This window comes from Nocardia sp. NPDC003183, from assembly GCF_053590715.1.
This window is the reverse complement of record NZ_JBSFTG010000001.1, coordinates 44115-63144: the sequence shown is the minus strand read 5'-3', so window position 1 is coordinate 63144 and position 19030 is coordinate 44115. Positions and strand designations below refer to the sequence as shown.

Sequence of the window (19030 nt, the reverse complement as noted above, 5' to 3'; positions counted from 1 at the left end):
TCCTCCCTCGCGATGACACCCGTTCGCCACCGAGAACGATGCGACGATTCGCGAATAGACAGTAATCCAGTAATGCCAACTGTAACAGCGGGCAGGAACCCGACGCGGTCGTTCTTGCACCGCGAACGGTCGGGCCATAAGGTGTCCTGACGCAATACTGTTGTCTTTACGATAAAACATACGATAATGAGTTCTGGTGCTGTGTCCGCGGGCGGGGATCACCACCCCTGTCCCACACGATCCGTGAGCGCCCGACAGCCCGAGGAGAAAACGTGACCGGCCGACACAGCGACAAGGTCGCCTTCATCACCGGCGCAGCGCGCGGACAAGGCCGGGCGCACGCGGTGCGCCTGGCGCGCGAGGGCGCCGACATCATCGCCGTCGATCTCGCAGGCCCGCTGCCGGCCGCGGTTCCCTACGATTCGGCCACGCCAGAGGATTTCGAGGAGACGGTCCGACTGGTCGAAGCGACCGGCCGCCGCATCGTCGCCGCCACCGTCGACACCCGCGACCTGGACGGGTTGCGCGCCGCTGTCGACGACGGGGTCGCCACGTTGGGACGGCTCGACATCGTCGTCGCCAACGCCGGCATCTGTATCCCGCAGCGGTGGAACGAGATCACCTCCGAGTCGTTTCGCGATGTCATCGACATCAATGTCACCGGCACCTGGAACACCGCGATCGCCGGAGCCGACCACATCATCAACGGTGGGCGCGGCGGCTCGATCATCCTGATCAGCTCCGCCGCCGGGCTGAAGATGCAGCCGTTCATGGTTCACTACACCGCCAGCAAACACGCGGTGACCGGTATCGCCAGGGGATTGGCCGCCGAACTCGGCAAACATCGGATCCGGGTCAACAGCGTGCATCCGGGCGCCGTGCTGACACCCATGGGCAGCGGGGACATGGTCGCCGCGCTGGGCCGCTCGCTCGAATCCAATCCCCAACTCGGACACATGACGACACCGTTCCTCCCGGACTGGGTGGCCATGCCCGAGGACGTCGCCGCCGCTGTCAGCTGGCTGGCCGACGACGAGTCCCGCTACATCACCGCCGCCCAGATCGCGGTCGACCTGGGCTCGACGCAGTACTGAATGCGCATCGCCGAAAGGATTCCACACCATGTCACTTCTCGAGGGCCGCGTCGCGGTCGTCACCGGCGGGGCGCAGGGCATCGGCCTTGCCATCGCGTCGACCTTCCTGCGCGAGGGTGCGCGAGTGGTCGTCGGCGACCTGAATCCTGACGCGGCACAGGAGGCGCTGGGCTCGGACGCTGTTCGCGCGGTCCGCTGCGACGTGACCAGCGCCGCCGATGTCTCGGCGCTGCTCGCCACCGCGACCGGCGAATTCGGCTCGGTCGATGTCATGGTCAACAACGCGGGCATCACCCGCGACGCCTCCATGCGCACGATGAGCGAGGACGATTTCGACCAGGTCGTGGCAGTGCACCTGAAGGGCAGCTGGCACGGGACCCGACTCGCCGCCACGATCATGCGGGAGCAAGGGCGTGGCAGCATCGTCAACATCTCCTCGCTCTCGGGCAAAGTGGGCATGGCCGGGCAGACCAACTATTCGGCCGCGAAGGCGGGCATCATCGGTCTGACCAAGGCGGCGGCCAAGGAAACGGCCCGATTCGGGGTGCGCGTCAACGCGATCCAACCCGGCCTGATCCGGTCGCCGATGACCACGGCGATGCCCGGCCACGTCTGGGACCAGAAGATGGCGGAGATCCCGATGTCGCGGGCGGGTGAACCGGAGGAGGTCGCCGGCGTCGCGCTCTTCCTCGCCTCCGACCTGTCCTCGTACATGACCGGCACCACCTTGGAAGTGACCGGCGGGCGGTTCATGTGACCGAGTGGCAGGCACACACCGTCGTCACCGACGAATACGTCGATCCGGCACCGGTCGCCGCGCTGAGCGCGGTCCTCGACTCCGGCGCACCCTCGATCGGAGCGGGCGATCCGCTTCCGCCGCTGTGGCATTGGGCGGCGCTGGCCCGCTGGCCCGTGTCGTCCTCGATCGGGACCGACGGACACCCGGCCCGTGGCTCGTTCCTTCCTCCCGTCGAGCTGCCGCGGCGCATGTTCGCCGGCGGCGACGTGGTACTGCACGAGGCGGTGACCATCGGGTCGACGGTGCGGCGCGAAGCGCGAGTCGTCGCGGTGACGCCCAAGAACGGGCGGACGGGACCGCTGGTGGTGGTCGATGTCGAAATCCGGCTCTACACCGGAGCGGACACGCTCGCTGTGGTGGAACGCCAGAATCTCATCTATCGCGAGGCCCCGAAACCCGGGGCCGGCATCGCGACACCGCCCGCCCCCGCGGCAGCGGGTAGACCATTGCGACGCGTGGCCGAATGGGACTGGGAATTGCGCACAGATCCCACTGTCTTGATGCGTTTCAGCGCGGCCACGGCCAATTCCCACCGTATCCACTACGACTGGCCCTACGCGACCGGCGTCGAGGGATATCCGGCGCTGGTGGTGCACGGACCACTCATGACCCTGGCCATGGCCGAGACCCTGCGACGGGAACGACCGCAGTCGACTCCGGCCCGATTGCGTCACCGCAATCTCGCGCCGTTGTTCTGCGCCGAACCGGCCCGCATCCAGCGTCGCGACGCCGATGTCGACCTCGAACTCGCCGTCCGTACCGGTGAGGGCACCGACCGAACTGTCGAACACACCGTTCTGACCGCCGAATTCGACCATGACGGAGACCGCACCCATGCGTGAAGCAGTGATCTGTGAACCTGTCCGCACCCCCATCGGACGCTACGGCGGGGTGTTCTCCTCGCTCACCGCGGTCGATCTCGGTGTCATCGCCCTGCGCGGGCTGCTGGAGCGTACCGGGATCGACCCCGCTGTCGTGGACGACGTGATCCTGGGCCACTGCTATCCCAACAGCGAGGCGCCTGCCATCGGCCGAGTCGTGGCCCTCGACGCCGGGCTGCCGGTGACCGTCGGCGGTATGCAGGTCGATCGACGCTGCGGATCCGGGTTGCAGTCGGTGATCCAGGCGGTCATGCAGGTCACCAGTGGTGCCAGTGACGTGGTGGTCGCAGGTGGTGTCGAGAGCATGACCAACACCCCGTTCTACTCGCTCGATATGCGCTGGGGCGGTGCGCGTGGCGGGGTCCGGGTCCACGATGCGCTGGCTCGCGGACGCGAAACCGCCGGCGGCAAGGACTATCCGGTGCCCGGCGGCATGCTCGAAACCGCCGAGAACCTGCGCCGGACCTACGCCATCCCCCGGGAAGAACAGGATCGGCTGGCAGCCACCTCCCACCAGCGTGCCATCGACGCCGCCCACAGCGGTGCGAGCGCCGAGCAGATCATTCCGGTCACGGTCTCCTCGCGGCGCGGCGATTCGGTGATCGACTCCGACGAGCACCCCCGCGCCGACACCACCCTCGAATCACTCGCCGCGCTGAAACCCGTTCGGGCCGCGATCGATCCGGAATCGACGGTCACCGCGGGCAACGCCAGCGGGCAGAACGACGCGGCGTCGATGTGTCTGGTGACCACCAGGGAGACTGCCGAACAACTGGGCCTCACCCCGTTGGTCACCTTGAAGTCGTGGGCAGTGGCCGGCGTGCGACCCGATGTCATGGGGATCGGGCCGGTCCCCGCCACCGACGCCGCGCTCCGCCACGCGGGGCTCTCCCTCTCCGACATCGACCTGATCGAACTCAACGAAGCGTTCGCGGCTCAGGCTCTCGCCGTCATGCGGGAATGGAAGTTCGGCGACCAGGATCTCGAACGCATGAACGTGCACGGCTCGGGCATCTCTCTCGGACATCCGGTGGGCGCCACCGGCGGGCGGATGCTGGCCACCCTGGCCAGGGAACTGCACCGACGCGAACTGCGCTACGGGCTGGAGACGATGTGCATCGGCGGCGGCCAGGGCCTGGCCGCCGTCTTCGAGCGGGTGGTGTGATCATGGCCGCGCGCACCTTCACCTCACTCGATGACCTCTCGGCCGCGATCGGCGATACCGTCGGGCCGGGACCGTGGCTCCCGATCGACCAGAAACGAGTCGACGCGTTCGCCGAATGCACCGGCGACGATCAATGGATCCATGTCGACCCTGCCCGCGCCGCCGACGGCCCCTACGGCGCCACCATTGCCCACGGCTACCTGACCCTGTCGATGCTGCCGTTCCTCGGCCGCGACCTCTACGCCATCGGATTCGGCACGGCACGAATCAACTACGGCAGCAACAAGGTTCGCTTCCCATCCGCTGTGCGTGTCGGCACCCGGGTACGGGCGTCGGCCACCCCGCTCGACCTGTCGGTCGAGAAGTCGCGGTGCCTGCTCACCGTTCGATGGGTCATCGAGGACGAGGAGCAGGACAAACCGGCGCTGGTGGCCGAAACCCTCACGGTGGTGGTGTTGTGACCCGCGCCGAGCCCACCGCAGCCGCCGATTCACGCCACGCAGGCACCGATTCCACCGAACGGATTTCCCAATGAAACTCGGACAAACTCACGGCCTCACCGAGGTGCAGACCGAAATACTGGCCACTGTGCGCACATTCGTGGACAAGGAGATCATTCCCGTCGCACAGGAACTCGAACACACCGATACCTATCCGCAAGACATCGTCGACCGGATGGCGGAGATGGGGCTGTTCGGCCTGATGATCCCCGAGGAGTACGGCGGCCTCGGTGAATCACTGCTCACCTACGCCCTGTGCGTCGAGGAACTGGCGCGCGGCTGGATGAGCGTCTCCGGCGTCATCAACACCCATTTCATCGTGGCGTATCTGCTCGCCCAGCACGGTACGGCAGCCCAGCGGCGACATTTCCTGCCGCGCATGGCCACCGGCGAAGTGCGCGCCGCGTTCTCCATGTCCGAACCCGAACTCGGTTCGGACGTGGCCGCCATCCGTACCAAGGCCGTGCGTGGGGACTCGGGGGAATACACGCTCGACGGTCGCAAGATGTGGCTGACCAACGGTTCCACGGCCACGCTCGTCGCCACCCTCGTCCGCACCGATGAGGGTCACGAACGCCCGCACGACAATCTCACCACTTTCCTGCTCGAGAAACCCGCCGGATTCGGTGAGGTCGTTCCCGGACTGAGCATTCCCGGCAAGATCCACAAAATGGGTTACAAGGGCATCGACACCACCGAGATGCTGCTCGACAACCACGTCGTCGCGGCCGACGCCGTCCTCGGCGGCGAACCCGGTCAGGGTTTCAAGCAGATGATGGACGGCATCGAGGTCGGGCGGGTCAATGTGGCGGCCCGCGCCTGCGGAATCGCGCTGCGCGCGTTCGAACTCGGCGCGCGCTATGCCCAGCAGCGCTCGGCCTTCGGTAAACCCATCGTCGAGCATCAGGCGATCGGATTCTCGCTGGCGGACATGGCGACCAAGGTCGAGGCAGCCCATCTGATGATGGTCAACGCGGCGCGCCTGAAGGATTCCGGGCTGCGCAACGATGTCGCGGCGGGCATGGCCAAGTATCTGGCGAGCGAGTTCTGCAACGAGGTCACCCAGGCCAGCTTCCGCATCCACGGCGGCTACGGATACTCCACCGAGTACGAGATCGAACGTCTGATGCGGGAGGCTCCGTTCATGCTGATCGGCGAGGGAACCAGCGAGATCCAGAAGCGGATCATCGGCAAGGGCGTGCTGCGCGACTATCGGCTCTGAGGTCAGCGAGGGCCGGACCCTTCGCGGGTCCGGCCGAAACCGACAGTGGCTCAGACGAAGTCGGAGCCGCCGTCGACATTCACGTTGGCGCCGGTCATGTACGAATTGCGGCGCGAGGCCAGGAACGCCGCGACCGGGCCGATCTCCTCGGGCAAGCCGGCTCTCGGCATCTGCGCGGGGTGCCCGAAGTGCGCGCCGATCGCCTCCATGAGCCGGTAGGGATCGTCGTCGTCGATACCGACCGAACGCGCCCAGCCGGTGAGCGCGGGAGTGACGAAGGTACCCGGCGACACCACGTTGACCAGGATCTCCTCCTCGGCCAGCAACAGCGACAGATTCTTCGAGATGCTGGTCACCATCGCCTTCGCCGCGGTGTAGGCGACCAGGGAGGTGGTCTGGCGCTGGGTCGAATGCGCGGAGAAGTTCACGATCCGTCCCCACTGCGCCTTGCGTAGCAGCGGCAGCGCCGCGTTGACGCAGTGCACGATGGCGAGCGCGCCGTGGTCGACTGCCTCGTGCCACTGATCGTCGGACAGTTCCTCGACCGTGCCCTGAACGTTCGGCCCGACGGTGTTGACCAGTGCGTTGAGTTCGCCACCCCACCGTTGCTCCAGTTCGGTGAAGACCGAGGCCACCTGGCCGGTATCGCGCACGTCGGCGACAAGTCCGATCGCGTCGGTACTCCCCCGCTGCGCCAGGTCGACGCTCGCCCGCTCGACATCGTCGGCCGACCGGCCGATCACCGCGACCCTGGCGCCTTCCTCCGCCAGGCAGCGCGCTGTGGCCAGCCCCATCCCGCGACTACCGCCCACCACGACCGTTGCCGCGCCCCGCAATCCCAAATCCATTCCGCAACCACCTCATTCGAGCGAACCGCCGTTTCCCGTGGGACCTCGCTGCGGACTGTCGACAGCCGGCAACACGACACGATCCTACATGGCATTACTGTAATGCATTCAGTATGCCTCACGGGAGCGGCGAGTCACTCGATCTACTCGATGGCGTCGACAAGCCCCCACCGCAACGCGGTACCGGTGTCGATCCGATCACCGGTCAGCATCATCCAGGCCGCGCGCCAGCGTCCGATCCGCCGCGGGACGCTGACGGTGCCGCCCGCTCCGGGAACCAGCCCCATCGCGATCTCGGGCAGCCGGAAGTACGTGTCCGGCGCCGCGACCAGTCGGTGCGCGAAAGCCGACAGCTCGATGCCCGCCCCGATACACGCGCCGTGGACCTGTGCCGAGACCCGCTCGCCCAGCCGGTCGACGACCCGCCACGGCCCCCGTTCGAGCCGCACCTGATACGCCGCGACCACATCGACGGCGGTGCCGAATTCATCGAGATCGCCGCCGCTGCAGAACACCGGACCCGCACCGCGCAGGAGCACCCGCTCGATGCTGTCGTCGAGTTCGGCGAGCCGCAGGGCTTCCAGAAGTTGTTCACGCAGTGGGGCACTCAGTGCGTTGCGGCGCTCAGGGTGGTCGAGGGTCACCGACAGCAGGTCGACGTCGCGGTCCAGCCGCACCAGCGGCCGATCGGGGAAGTTCACCGGTTTCGGCCCGCCGCGTTCGGCGAGCCACCGCCGAAACTCTGTGCCCGCCAGCAGCATCGAGTAGACCGCGGCTTCCGCGCCGAGGGCCGCGGTCGTATCGGGCACCGCGGTCTGGCGCAGCAGTCGCCCGAGCGCCACGCTCGCTTGCGGATTGCGCCGCACAACGTCCGTCAGATGCCGCACCGCCGCCTCGGGGTCGGGATGGTCGACGATCATCGGCGAGCTCGCGGCATCCTCGGCCAGCGTCAGGGTGAGCGCGCGCAACAGCGGCTCCAGACGTGGGGAGGCCGGTCCACGCAACACCCCGATCGACAGGCGCAGCGAGCCTGCCAGCGCTTCGGCGACCCGGGCGATCCGCTCGGGCGACTCCCCTGCCCACCCGTCGAGCGCGATGACCAGCAGGGGATTTCTCGGCGTACCCTGCGGGCTGATGTCGAGTTCCATGGCATCCGAGGCCAGATCAGTCGCTTCACGGCTCACCGCGCAATAGTGACACGGTGTCGGCTCGGTGATGACCGAGACCGGGCGGGCCCCGCGACCTACTATCGAGCCGTGCAGCCAACGACAGCGCCGGTTCCCGGTCCGCCCGCGGCGGACTGGGCGGCGAGCGGCGTGGTCGCCCTCTCCGGTCGCCCGGACGGACCGCCCCTGGTGCCGCCGGGGCGCGCGGCCACCAGGGCCAGGGAGCTGTCCTCGACACTGGCCGCGTTCTCGGAGCGAACGATCACTGTCGACGGGGCTCAGCTACTGGGCGAACGCGCGGCGCTCACCGGTCTACGGCGCCGGGGAACGGTGTCGGCGGGCGGCCGTTGCCGACTGCTGCGCACCTCGGACGGGTGGGCGGCGGTGTCATGCGCCCGACCCGATGATCCGCTGCTGCTCGGCGCGCTGATCGGCGACGATCTCGACGCGGCGGATCCGTGGCCCGCGCTCGCCGAATGGGTCCGCGCGCATCGCGGCGACGAACTCCTCGAACGCGCCGAACTCCTCGGCGTGGCGGCGGGTCCGGTGCGGCCCGACGAGCCCGCGCACTGCCCGTCACCGATGACGCCGAGGCCGGTCGAGGGGCTGCTCGTCGTCGACTTCAGCGCCCTGTGGGCGGGCCCGCTGTGCGCCCATCTGCTCGGTCTGGCAGGCGCGCGCGTGGTCAAGGTCGAGACCCCGGGACGGCCCGACGGCGCCCGCCGCGGCAGCCCGGAGTTCTACGCGCTCCTGCATCACGGCCACGAGTCGGTGGTTCTCGATCCCACCGAGCGCACCGGAAGATCGGCGCTGCGGGCTCTGGTCGACGCCGCCGACATCGTCATCGAGGCGTCACGGCCCCGGGCGCTCGCCGGTTTCGGGCTCGACGCCGAGGCGGCTGTCGCGCGCGGGGCGAGCTGGGTGTCGATCACCGCCGCGGGTCGGGCGTCGAACCGGATCGGTTTCGGGGACGACATCGCCGCGGCCGCCGGGCTGGTCGCCTTCGAGCCCGATTCGAGCACAACGGCTTTCGTCGGCGACGCCATCGCCGACCCACTCACCGGCCTGACCGCCGCCGTACTCGCGATGTCGGCGCCGGCCGATGGGCGCGGCGTGCTGTGGGACATCTCGATGACCGATGTCGTCGCGAGCACGCTGACCGCCGATCCGGTCCCGCGCACGGCGCAGCGCGGTGATACCTGGTTCGTCGAGTCCGAGAACGGACCGATTCCGGTCGCGAAACCACTGTCCCGCAAGATGATCGGCCCCGCCGCGGACTCCGGTGCCGATACGGCGCGCGTACTCGGGTCGCTGAGGATTCCGGTGCCGTGACCGACGACTCCAGCCGGACTCGCCGACCCGCGCGCGGCCGGGTCGTCATCGTGCTCGACGCGGAGATCGACGGCATCCCCGGTCTCGATCTCCGGATCAGGGACGGCCGGATCGACGATATCGGACGGTCGCTGTCCACGGACGGGGCGACGGAGGTGATCGACGCGCGCGGTGGTGCCGTCATTCCCGGTCTCCACGATCATCACCTGCACTTGCACGCCACGGCCGCCGACGCGGCATCGGTGCGCTGCGGCCCACCGGCCGTCCCGAACCGCCGCGCGCTGGGCACTGCCCTGGCCGAGGCATCGGCCGACGAGCACGGCTGGGTTCGCGGCGTCGGCTATGTCGACACCGTCGCGGGCGATCTCGACGCGCTCGCCCTCGACGCCCTGCACGGCAGCCGACCGGTGCGAGTACAGCACCGCAGTGGCGCGATGTGGATCCTCAACACCGCCGCGCTCGTCGCAGCGCAGATCACCGACGCGGCGCATCCCGGCGTCGAATGCACTGCCGATGGTGTCCCGACGGGCCGGATCTGGCGCGCGGACACCTGGTTACGCACCCGGCTGCCACCCGCGACGCCGCCGCACCTCGGTTCGCTCGGCGCCACCCTCACCGGCTACGGCATCACCGGTGTCACCGACGCGACCCCCGATCTGTCGGCCCGCTCGGCAGCCGCGCTGGTCACCGCTGTGACCGGGGGCGACCTGCCGCAGCGGTTGCACCTGCTCGGGGCCCCCCTGCGCGGCGAGCCCGCGCACAGCGTCACGCCACTGCCCGAACGGGTCAGCGTCGGACCGTACAAGATCGTCATCGCCGACTCCGGACTCCCACAGTTCGACGCGCTGGTGGATCGGATTCGCACCGCCCACCGCGGCGGGCGGGCCGTGGCCGTCCACTGCGTCAGCCGTGCAGCGCTGTTCCTGCTGCTCGCCGCCCTGGATGTGGCAGGAGATTTCCCGGGCGACCGCGTCGAGCACGCGGCGCTGGTTCCCGCCGACAGCATCGCCGATCTGCGCCGCCACCGCCTGCGGGTGATCACCCAACCGGGTTTTCTGTCCCAGCGCGGCGACTACTACCTCGACCACGTCGAACCCGACGACCTCGACGATCTGTATCGCTGCCGAAGCCTGCTCGCGCAGGGTGTCCCCCTCGCCATGTCCAGCGATTCGCCCTATGGCCCGCTCGACCCGTGGGCAGTGATCGCCGCGGCCAGTCGCCGATCCACCGAAACCGGCGCGACCCTCAACGCGGGCGAGTGCCTCACGCCCGCACAGGCACTCGCGGGATACCTCACCCCCCTCGACGACCCGGGTGGACGGCCACGCCGGATTCGGCGGGGGGCGCCCGCGGATCTCGTCCTCTTGCGAGCGCCGCTGGAACAGGTACTACGCGAGCCGTCGGCCGATGCCGTAGATCGCGCACTGTTCGCGTGAGCGCCGTGATCGGCGGCTACGGAGCGGGGAGCGCGACCGCCGGAACCGTGTCGGCGACCTGCGTCGCCGAATCGTGCCAACCACACGGCAACCCGCACGTGCGATACAGCCTGCGCTCGACCAACCCGCTCGAGAAGGCCCGAACCGTTTCCGTTGCCTGCGCCGCGTAACCGCACCGTGGGCATTTCGCGAAATAGTCGAGCAGGTCGTGGCTCATGGTCCGAACCACCTCGCCGGGGATCGGCGCGTCGTGCTCGTCGGCGGCGGATGACGCCGGCGATCGCCGGTCGCCGATCGTGGGCGACCTGCGCCGAAAATCCTTGTAGTTCGTCATCGACCATCACCTCGGCATCCGCGAGAACCTGACACTCATACTGTTGCCACAACCATAGGTGAGAGAATTCGATCCCGAGTGCAGATCAGGGATATACTGTAACTATTACCGTATGACTTACAATCTTCCCGTGGAAGACATCTGGAACGACCTCGCGGCCTGCCTCGAACTTCGCTCGATACCCACACCGCCCACCGATGGCGCGGGATCGAGCCCGACCGGTCCGCCACACACCTTCGAGGGGCCGAACCAGCACCTGCCCCACCGGCGCCTTTTCGGCGGGCAGTTGCTCGGCCAGTTCGTGCGCACGGCGAACGCGGCGAACCCGAGCAAAGCGGTCAAATCCCTCCATGCGTCGTTCCTCCGGGAGGGCACCTCCGACACCCCCGTTCACTACCTCGCCGATCTACTGCACGACGGCCGCTCGTTCGGTGCACTGACGGTGACCGCGACGCAGGGCCGCCGCCCGATCGCCACGTGCGCCGTCTCGCTCCACGCCGCCGAAGCGGGCCCGTCCTACCAGCCGATTCACCCCACCGCCTCACTGCCGGGCCCCGAGAACCGTGTCCGATTCGACCTACTCCCCTGGGACACCAGGTCGGTCACCGATCTCGACGCCCCCGGCTGCGGACGGACCGACTACGACCTGTGGATGCGAATGCCCACCCTCGACGACGAAGGCTCGGCCGCGGCGCTGCTGGCCTATTCCACCGACCTGAACGTGATCGGCACCGCGCTGCGCCCGTTCGACGGCATCGACCAACGCGGAAACGGCACCGCGTTCACCTCGGCGACGACCTCACACACGGTCTGGTTCCACCGGCCGTTCGCCACCGACGACTGGCTGCTCCTGCGCCACTACGGCGCGACGATCGCACACGGGCGCTGCTTCGGACGCGGGGACGTCTTCACGGCGGACGGCACGTTGGTCGCCTCGTTCGCCCAGGAGGCCCTACTCAGGTTCCGTGTCGACGCCGTCCCGGCCAGGTGAACCACAACTTATACTGTATGCATTACAGTAGATAAGACTGCAGTGATGGAAGGGAACCAGATGACGAACACCGCCGACCCGACCGCGAGCCGGACCGAGGAGCAATTCCGCGATGCGCCGATCTTCGACGCCGACCAGCACATGTACGAGACCCCGGACTCGCTGACGAAGTATCTGCCGGAGCAGTACGCGCGTGCGGTGCAGTTCGCGCAGATCGGTCGGCAGACCCGGATCGTGATCAACAACAAGGTCACCGACTTCATCCCCAACCCGACCTTCGAGCGGGTCGCCGCGCCCGGCGCGCACGAGAAGTTCTTCGCGGGCGAGAACTCCGACGGGCTCACGCTGCGTGAGATGCAGGGACCCGCGATCGAGGCACCCGCGGCCACCCGCAATCCGGTGGACCGGATCACCGAGCTCGACCGCCAAGGAGTCGTCGAGGCCCTCAACTATCCGACGCTGGCCAGTCTGGTCGAGCATTCGGCGGCCGACGATCCACAGCTCACCCTGGCGATCATCCACGCGCTCAACCAGTGGATGGCCGAGCACTGGTCCTACAACTACGCCGACCGGATCTACTCGACCCCGATCATCAATCTGTCCGAGGTCGACGCGGCCCAGCGCGAACTGGAGTACATCCTCGACAACGGCGCGAAGGTCGCCCTGATCAAGCCGGGCCCGGTGAACGGCCTGCACGGCTGGCGTTCACCCGCGTTGCCGGAATTCGATCCGTTCTGGCGCGATGTCGAGGCCGCCGGCCTGCCGATCGTGCTGCACGCCAGCTACCCCCCGCTGGACAGCTACATCGCCTCCTGGGAACCGCCGCACACCGCGAACTTCATGGCGCAGAGCCCCTTCCGCTGGATGGCGCTGGGCCACCGCGAGATCTCCGACATGATCACGAGTCTGATCTGCCACGGCACCCTGACCCGCTTCCCGAAGCTGCGCGTCGCCAGCGTCGAGAACGGCAGTTCGTGGATCTACCCGCTGTTCCACGACTTCGAAGACCTGTACAAGAAGATGCCGCAGAACTTCCCCGAGCACCCGCACGAGGTGTTCCGCCGCAATATCTGGGTCAGCCCGTTCTGGGAAGGATGCGTGGCCGACGTCGTCGACACCGTCGGCTGGGACAAAGTCCTCTTCGGCTCGGACTACCCGCATCCGGAGGGTCTGGCCGAGCCGAAGGGCTTCTGGAAATACGCGGAAGGCATGGACGTCCAGCGCACCTACGACTTCATGGGCGACAACGCCCGCCGCTTCCTCGGACTGCCCATCGCCAACCCCGAACCGAGCGCCGCGACCACCACAACCCACTGACCCAACGACTTGCGCTGCCGCCGAATCGGATTCGGCGGCAGCAGCCTTCCGGCGCGCCCGACCTCAGACGCGCCTGCCATCGAGGAATGCGGCGAGCAGTACCAGGCTGTTGTGCGCCTCGACGCCCGCGACGGCCCGCGCGACGCCGCACCGGGTCACCGCGCTCGACTGCATTCGTTCGCCCGCCTCGGCGGTGCAGACGATGGCGAGCAGCAACTCGGTGATGCCGACCTGGTACAGCGTCCACAGCCGCTCAGGATCTACCGCGATGCCGGCGGCGTCGAGCCGGGCGGCATAGCGCTCGACGAGTCCGCGTTCGATCTCGCGCAGCAACTCGGGTTCCACCGACGCGTTCGCGAAGTAGGCGACATCGCGTATGCCACAACCCGTTGTCGAGATCTGCCAGTCCAGGAAGCCGGGTCCCGCGTCCTCGAAGAACAGGTTGCCCAGGTGCGGGTCACCGTGAATCAAGGTCTGCGGTTGACGCGCCCAGAAGGCGTCGATCTCCCTGCCCCGCTCGTAGAAGATCCGGATCTGCTCCCGGATCGTCGCCGGGACCAGGTCCGCAGCGGGTCCGGTGAGCTCACCGAGCAGACGGCGCCGGATCAGGAGCCCGAGCTGGGTTTCCACTTCCGACCGTGGGCCCGCCGCGCCCGCGGGGTCACGCCAGAAGGCGGCATGCAGATCCGCCATGGCGTCGACGACAGCCTCCGCTTCGTCGCGGCCGAGCGGATCGACGACCGTACGAAAACGCGCGGTCGGCGACAGATCCTCCAAGACCAGGACATCGCGACCCCGCACCCGGTCGGAGCGGGTCGCATAGCAGCGCGGCACCCGGATCGGCGGCGTGTCGCCCAGTACGCGATAGGCGGTGACCTCGCGCGACCCGAGGCTGAACAGGTTCATCAGGACGTGCTGTAAGTAGTTGCGCGGCGGCAGTTTCAGGAACAGGAACTCGGGGATATCGGCGTCCGCGCTCACCTCGATGCGCGCCCGCGCCGCGGTCCCGGAGTGGGATTCCACGACACGTATCCGATGGATCCGTTCCGGTGCCACCCCGAAGACCTCGGCGAGCCAGGCCTCGGTGACATCTTCCACGCGTAGCGGCACGCGCGCGGCGCCTCCCGGCACCGCGCGGTCCACCGCGACCCGCACCGCCCGCCCCACCGCCGATCCGACGGCTCGGGCAGTGAGTACCGAATCGCGCACTATCGGCCCCCGCCTTCTCGAGCGATCCGCTCGTTGTGGCGATGGACGAGCTCCCGGAATCCGATGTGGTCCCAACCGGGTTTGGGCTGGACGCCCCATTCGTCACGTGCGGTGGTCTGCCCGGCCGCCTCGGGCTGCCCGCCGAGCGGCGGTGCGTTGAAATCGGCGGGATACTGGCATTCCAAGGCGTCGTCGTCGTAGCGGACCTTGATCATCTCGTCGCAGATCTCCTGCAGCGACAGGGTCGGCCAGCCGTACCAGAGCGCGAGCGCCGGCACGGTGAAAGCCCCTTCGACCACCAGCGCGACCAGACAGACCATGATTCCCCGTTTGAGCCATCGATGCATGCGCGCGAACGGTGGCGTGGTTCCCAGCGGAAGTTCTCCCGCCGGAGCCGATCCCGATTCGGACGATGGTGTGCTCATCGCGAAACTCTCCTTCAGCAGATAAATCGAGTCGAACCGCGGTCAGTCGGCGAATATCTCGCGATTGACCGTGTGCAGATAGGGAATTGCCAGGAATGGCGTGATGTAGAAGATGTCGTACAGCCACCAGCCGAACACCGGCAGCACGACACCGTCGAAACGGATATCGGCGTACACGGTCATGTTCACGATGTAGCCGACCCAGATGACCACACCGAACCAGCAGGTGACGATCAGCCACTGATGGCCCCACCGCTTCATCTGCAGGAAGGCGATCGCGGCGGCGATCCGCATCGGGAAGACGACGAGCACACAGGCGAACTCCCAGCCCTTCTCGCCAGGCGCGCCCGCGCCGCCGATCCAGAGCTCGTTGTAGTGCCACCAGTAGCCCGCGTCGAAGAAATTGCCCCAGGCGGTGAAGAAGACCCGTGTGACCAAGGTGTGGCTGGCGAAAACGTCGAGCACCCAGCCGACGCTGTTGAGGAAGGCATCGAGGATGACGAGATACCCGATCAGCGTGACGATGAGCGGCCGCACGGACAAACCCTCTTGTTGCGCGCGGCGCTGCAACCAGACGCCGCGCAGAAAGATCGGTAGTCCGAACAGGCCCAGAACATAGGTGCCCATCAGTGCCGTGCCCGCGGTGAGCCAGACGTCGGCGCGGCGCTGGCTCGCCCGGCTTTCCGCTTCGTGCTCGTCATAGCTTCCGGCGGTCCGGATATCGGAACCCTGAGGGTTCCCCGATCCGGTACGGCGCTTGACGAATGTCGGCAGATTCATATTTTTCTCCTACCAGTCACTGGTCATCAGCATCCGCAACTGGATGAGGAACATCAGCAGCAGAAACCCATAGATGGTGAATTGGAAGACGATCAGCGCACGCTTACGTCTACGGTCTTGCTCGTTCATGAGAGCGTTCTCCTCGAGGTGGTCACACGGGTTCTTCGCCGGCGAGCAGACCGGCGGTGGCGATCTGGCGCAGGCCGTCACCAATGGCGGTATCGGTGCTCAGCGGCGCCAGCACACAGGCCTGCACCGCGTCGATCTCGCGCGCGCCCGCGGCGATGAGCCGGGCCGCGGCCACCAGTACGCGCGTCGACGGTGGCTCGAAGTGGAATATCTCGTCCGCGCCACGAATGGTGTTCGCGCAGTGCACCAATCGTGTCGCCACGCCCCGATCGACGCCGGATTCCGTTACCACCACGTCGGTTTCGCGCTCGGGTGCCAGGTAGTCCATCGCGATGGTGACGAAGCGCTGCCGAAACGACGGTTTCAGGACCTTGAGCGAACTGCGGTAGGCCGGGTTGTAGGAACAGACGAGCATGAACGATTCGGGGGCTTGCACTACCTCATCGGCGCGGTCGAGGTAGAGCGCGCGCCGGTGGTCGGCGAGCGAATGCAGCACGGCCAGCGAATCGTGGCGTGCCTCGATCACCTCGTCCAGATAGCAGATGGCCCCGCCCTTCACGGCCCTGGTGAGCGGGCCGTCGTTCCAGACCACATCACCGCCGGTGACGAGCAACCGCCCGACCAGATCCGAGCTGGTGATGTCGTCATGGCAGCTGACGGTGACCACCGGGCGACCCAGCAGCGAGCCCATGTGCTCGACGAATCGGGTCTTACCGCAGCCGGTCGGTCCGGTGAGCATGACCGGAAGGCGTTGCTGGAACGCTCGTTCGAACAGTTCGACCTCGCCGCCACCGGCGAAATAGGAATCAGATGTCATAGGTCGACCAACTCTCGGTGAATATGTGCGAGAACGCGGGGCAGTTCCTCCACCCGCCGGATCCGTTGCGAGCGGGTGGGCCCGAAGACTTCGGGCAGTGGATCGACTCGGACGGGTCCGATGCCGATGTAGTAGACGGCGATCCCGGCGGTGACGGCTTCCTCGACAGCGTGCGCCACATCGGCCCACGCGTAGCGGCCCTCGTACCCTTCGTCGGAGATGAGGCCGTCGCCGATGATGATGAGCTGGCGACGCTGCGCGGGTTGGTCGAGCAACCGACTGGTCAGGTGCCGAAGTGGGGCGCCGAGTCGGGTGTAGCCACCGGCCGCCAGCCCGAGCCCGCCGACATCGACGAAGGTTCGGTCGTCGAAGTCCTTCAGGCACCGGACTTCCACGCGATGGCGCGTATTGCCGGTGAACACGAAGATCGCGTGCCGTTCCCTGGCGACCGTCATCGCCCGCGAGAGAGCGTCCGCGCAGTCCAGCTCCAACCGGAAGGTCGCGCCCCCGTTGATGCCGAGCGAGGAACTGCCGTCGAGCAGGACCGCGGTCGTGACATCGCGGGCACTGGGCAGCAGTTCACGGAACACCCGTGGTTGCGGTGTCGCGCCGACCTGGGTGTCGACGTAGTGGCTGATGTAGCGGTCGATGTCGAGGTCGGACCCGTCCACGAGGCCACCGCGCATGGACCGATGGGTGAGTTCCTCGAACCAGCGCCGCACCTCGGGTGCGGCGGGCGCGATCGGGCTCGACGAGGTGGGTTGGCGGCGTTCCAGGACGGCGACGTGGTCGGGCAGGAAACTCGACGTCCACTGGTTCCACTCCGGATAGGGGATCCCCGCGCGCTGGTCGGCGCGGATCTCGATGTCCTCGTTCTCGGGTCGGCTCGGCGGCGGAAGGTTCGAGGCCCGGCTGCCGCCTTCGCCGCCGACCGGTACCGACCACACGCGGTAGCTGTCGGTACGGGTAGAGGTCCACGGCATCCGGCCGTAGATCCGCCGCGCCGCGATCGACACGCGACTACGCGGCGCAACGGCCAGCGGCAGGCTCCCGAGCAGCGGGTACTGCCCCAGCACACCCGATGACCGAGCGAGCGCGACGGCACGCTCGATCATGTCCTCGCCCGACAGGTCGGGATCGGTGGACTCCAGGGCGCGCAGCCGACGGCGCAGCTCGGGTACCAGTCCGGGAAACCGCTCACCGGCCCAGGTCGCGGCGACGTCGCCCTCCACGATCGAGAGCGCACCGCGCTCCCGCGGGGACAACTCGTGCAGCGGATACCGCGCGATCCGGTCCTTGGACGGCGAACACTGCAGGGCGATGCCGCAGGTCACTGTCGTGTGGTTCCAGTCGGGCACCGGCTGTGGATACGGCACATGGACGATGCCGAGTCCAGGGCTCAAGCCGAAGCCGCGCCGCTCGCCGGTCACCAGGCGAACGCCTTCGCGGCGGCGACCCGACAGCGCGACCGCCGTCACCGCGCAGCTGCGTTCGACCGACGCGGCGGGCCGGGTGGCGGTCACGGTGGATCTCCGCGGGTACATGCCGGTTCAGGAGCCGTACACATGATCAGAATGTCCCGATATTGCTCAGGATCCAGTACCAGAAGGCGATGATCAGCACCACCGCGCCCCAGGCGAGGAGAAGTCGGACGAGATCGAGAAGCATGATCGGGTTTCCATATCTGTCGGCGGATCGTGTGGTGCGGCAGCGTCATCGGGGCTCCAGGCTGCGCAGCGTCGTCGTCACGTAGTCGGCGAGCACCGCGGTGCGCAGCGCTTTCGAGCCGCTCGTACTGGTGAGCAGGGCGTACAAGCCGATGAGGAAGAACACGGCGCTGTGGTACGACTCGACGACGAGTTGCGCTTCACCGCGCTCGGCGGCCTGTTCGATCTCCTGGGCGACCAAAGCGATCACGGAATGTTCTCGCCAGGTGTCGTCCAACGGTCTGGTCGGTGAGAAGTGCACGGCGAGTAGGTCTTTGAACAATTTGCTACCCAATCGCCGCTCCAGGGCCGCGATCAGCCGGACGACTTTCGCCAGCACTCCCGCGAGATCGTGCGGTGTCCGGAGGTACCGTTCGAGTTCCCCGGCGATGCGCGCCTCCTCGCGCTGTTCGAGTTCGAGCAGCACGTGCTCTTTGGTCGGGAAGTGGAAGTAGAAGGTTCCGCGCGCCACGCCCGCGTCCTCGACGATCGTGGCGATGTCGGCCTCGGCCGCGCCCGCTCTACCGAATTCCGCAACCGCCGCATCGAGCACTCGCTTCCGTGTGTGGAGACGTTGGGCCTGTCGCCCCTGAGGCTTGTCCTGGATTTCGCTCATGCGGCGAGCTAACTCCCGTCATTGACTCGCGTCAATCAGGCGCGCACAGAGCTCACGGGGTGGTCACCAAATCCCCTCTCCCCCTTATCAATTCAGGAGAGAAGGTCGCTGCTCTTCCTGCCGGTGACCATGTCGGTAATACTGACATATGTCATTGAACCACGTCAACGAATTCGCGAACCGCGATCCACGGGACCCCGGTTGATCGAAGGCGCCGATCAGCATTTCCCCACGTCAGACATACCGAAAGCTATACTGTAAAT

At 67.4% G+C, this 19030-nt stretch carries 19 protein-coding genes; 10 read left to right on the top strand and 9 right to left on the bottom strand.

Annotated elements, in window-relative coordinates; translation table 11 throughout:
* Nucleotides 1–272 precede the first annotated feature (272 nt).
* The 6 genes from ACWDXS_RS00305 (at nt 273) to ACWDXS_RS00280 (ending at nt 5661) form a co-directional block, all read left to right on the top strand.
* Complete coding sequence (locus tag ACWDXS_RS00305) at nt 273–1094, top strand: mycofactocin-coupled SDR family oxidoreductase (protein ID WP_449960405.1); 822 nt, start codon at nt 273–275, stop codon at nt 1092–1094.
* Nucleotides 1095–1122: 28 nt separating this feature from the next.
* On the top strand, nt 1123–1851 hold the full coding sequence (gene fabG, locus ACWDXS_RS00300; RefSeq protein WP_378992929.1) for a 3-oxoacyl-ACP reductase FabG: 729 nt from the start codon (nt 1123–1125) through the stop codon (nt 1849–1851).
* Nucleotides 1848–2735, top strand: a complete 888-nt coding sequence (locus tag ACWDXS_RS00295) for a hypothetical protein (RefSeq protein ID WP_379312489.1) — start codon at nt 1848–1850, stop codon at nt 2733–2735. Before fabG ends, ACWDXS_RS00295 begins: the two co-directional genes overlap by 4 nt.
* Nucleotides 2728–3939 carry an acetyl-CoA C-acetyltransferase gene (locus ACWDXS_RS00290; RefSeq protein WP_449960400.1) on the top strand — a complete coding sequence of 404 codons (1212 nt, stop codon included), beginning with the start codon at nt 2728–2730 and terminating at the stop codon, nt 3937–3939. The genes ACWDXS_RS00295 and ACWDXS_RS00290 overlap by 8 nt, the downstream gene beginning before the upstream one ends.
* Nucleotides 3940–3941: 2 nt before the next feature.
* Nucleotides 3942–4400: a MaoC family dehydratase gene (locus ACWDXS_RS00285; protein WP_449960397.1), complete on the top strand. Its 459-nt coding sequence runs from the start codon at nt 3942–3944 to the stop codon at nt 4398–4400.
* A gap of 70 nt (nt 4401–4470) precedes the next feature.
* Nucleotides 4471–5661, top strand: coding sequence for an acyl-CoA dehydrogenase family protein (locus ACWDXS_RS00280; RefSeq protein ID WP_449960394.1), 1191 nt, complete (start codon nt 4471–4473; stop codon nt 5659–5661).
* Between the two features lie 50 nt (nt 5662–5711).
* Here the strand turns inward: ACWDXS_RS00280 and ACWDXS_RS00275 are convergent, their stop codons facing one another.
* The gene (locus tag ACWDXS_RS00275) at nt 5712–6509 is read right to left on the bottom strand and encodes an SDR family NAD(P)-dependent oxidoreductase (RefSeq protein WP_378992923.1); all 798 of its coding nucleotides are present in this window, start codon (nt 6507–6509) and stop codon (nt 5712–5714) included.
* A 143-nt stretch (nt 6510–6652) separates the two neighbouring features.
* The gene (locus ACWDXS_RS00270) at nt 6653–7693 is read right to left on the bottom strand and encodes an enoyl-CoA hydratase/isomerase family protein (RefSeq protein WP_449960390.1); all 1041 of its coding nucleotides are present in this window, start codon (nt 7691–7693) and stop codon (nt 6653–6655) included.
* Nucleotides 7694–7765: 72 nt separating this feature from the next.
* Between ACWDXS_RS00270 and ACWDXS_RS00265 the strand changes: the two genes are divergently transcribed.
* Complete coding sequence (locus ACWDXS_RS00265) at nt 7766–9007, top strand: CoA transferase (RefSeq protein ID WP_449960387.1); 1242 nt, start codon at nt 7766–7768, stop codon at nt 9005–9007.
* Entirely contained in the window at nt 9004–10443 is a 1440-nt protein-coding gene (locus ACWDXS_RS00260; RefSeq protein ID WP_449960384.1) for an amidohydrolase family protein, read from the top strand. The genes ACWDXS_RS00265 and ACWDXS_RS00260 overlap by 4 nt, the downstream gene beginning before the upstream one ends.
* A gap of 16 nt (nt 10444–10459) precedes the next feature.
* On the opposite strand, the gene ACWDXS_RS00255 is transcribed toward ACWDXS_RS00260, so the two are convergent.
* Entirely contained in the window at nt 10460–10777 is a 318-nt protein-coding gene (locus ACWDXS_RS00255; RefSeq protein WP_449960381.1) for a hypothetical protein, read from the bottom strand.
* A gap of 130 nt (nt 10778–10907) precedes the next feature.
* On the opposite strand from ACWDXS_RS00255, the gene ACWDXS_RS00250 reads away from it, so the two are divergent.
* Nucleotides 10908–11768 carry an acyl-CoA thioesterase gene (locus tag ACWDXS_RS00250; protein WP_449960378.1) on the top strand — a complete coding sequence of 287 codons (861 nt, stop codon included), beginning with the start codon at nt 10908–10910 and terminating at the stop codon, nt 11766–11768.
* Nucleotides 11769–11828: 60 nt separating this feature from the next.
* Complete coding sequence (locus ACWDXS_RS00245) at nt 11829–13085, top strand: amidohydrolase family protein (RefSeq protein ID WP_378992913.1); 1257 nt, start codon at nt 11829–11831, stop codon at nt 13083–13085.
* A gap of 63 nt (nt 13086–13148) precedes the next feature.
* On the opposite strand, the gene ACWDXS_RS00240 is transcribed toward ACWDXS_RS00245, so the two are convergent.
* The 6 genes from ACWDXS_RS00240 to ACWDXS_RS00215 form a co-directional block, all read right to left on the bottom strand.
* Entirely contained in the window at nt 13149–14294 is a 1146-nt protein-coding gene (locus tag ACWDXS_RS00240) for a phosphotransferase family protein (RefSeq protein WP_449960374.1), read from the bottom strand.
* Nucleotides 14294–14719, bottom strand: a complete 426-nt coding sequence (locus ACWDXS_RS00235; RefSeq protein ID WP_449960371.1) for a hypothetical protein — start codon at nt 14717–14719, stop codon at nt 14294–14296. The genes ACWDXS_RS00240 and ACWDXS_RS00235 overlap by 1 nt, the downstream gene beginning before the upstream one ends.
* 42 nt (nt 14720–14761) lie before the next feature.
* A complete protein-coding gene (locus ACWDXS_RS00230) occupies nt 14762–15499 on the bottom strand; it encodes a hypothetical protein (RefSeq protein ID WP_449960368.1) in 738 nt (245 codons plus the stop codon).
* A gap of 151 nt (nt 15500–15650) precedes the next feature.
* Nucleotides 15651–16445, bottom strand: coding sequence for an AAA family ATPase (locus ACWDXS_RS00225; RefSeq protein ID WP_449960365.1), 795 nt, complete (start codon nt 16443–16445; stop codon nt 15651–15653).
* Nucleotides 16442–17989 (bottom strand): VWA domain-containing protein, encoded by a 1548-nt coding sequence (locus ACWDXS_RS00220; protein ID WP_449960362.1) that lies wholly within the window; start codon nt 17987–17989, stop codon nt 16442–16444. The genes ACWDXS_RS00225 and ACWDXS_RS00220 overlap by 4 nt, the downstream gene beginning before the upstream one ends.
* A gap of 169 nt (nt 17990–18158) precedes the next feature.
* Nucleotides 18159–18767 (bottom strand): TetR/AcrR family transcriptional regulator, encoded by a 609-nt coding sequence (locus ACWDXS_RS00215; RefSeq protein WP_449960358.1) that lies wholly within the window; start codon nt 18765–18767, stop codon nt 18159–18161.
* Between the last annotated feature and the right edge of the window lie 263 nt (nt 18768–19030).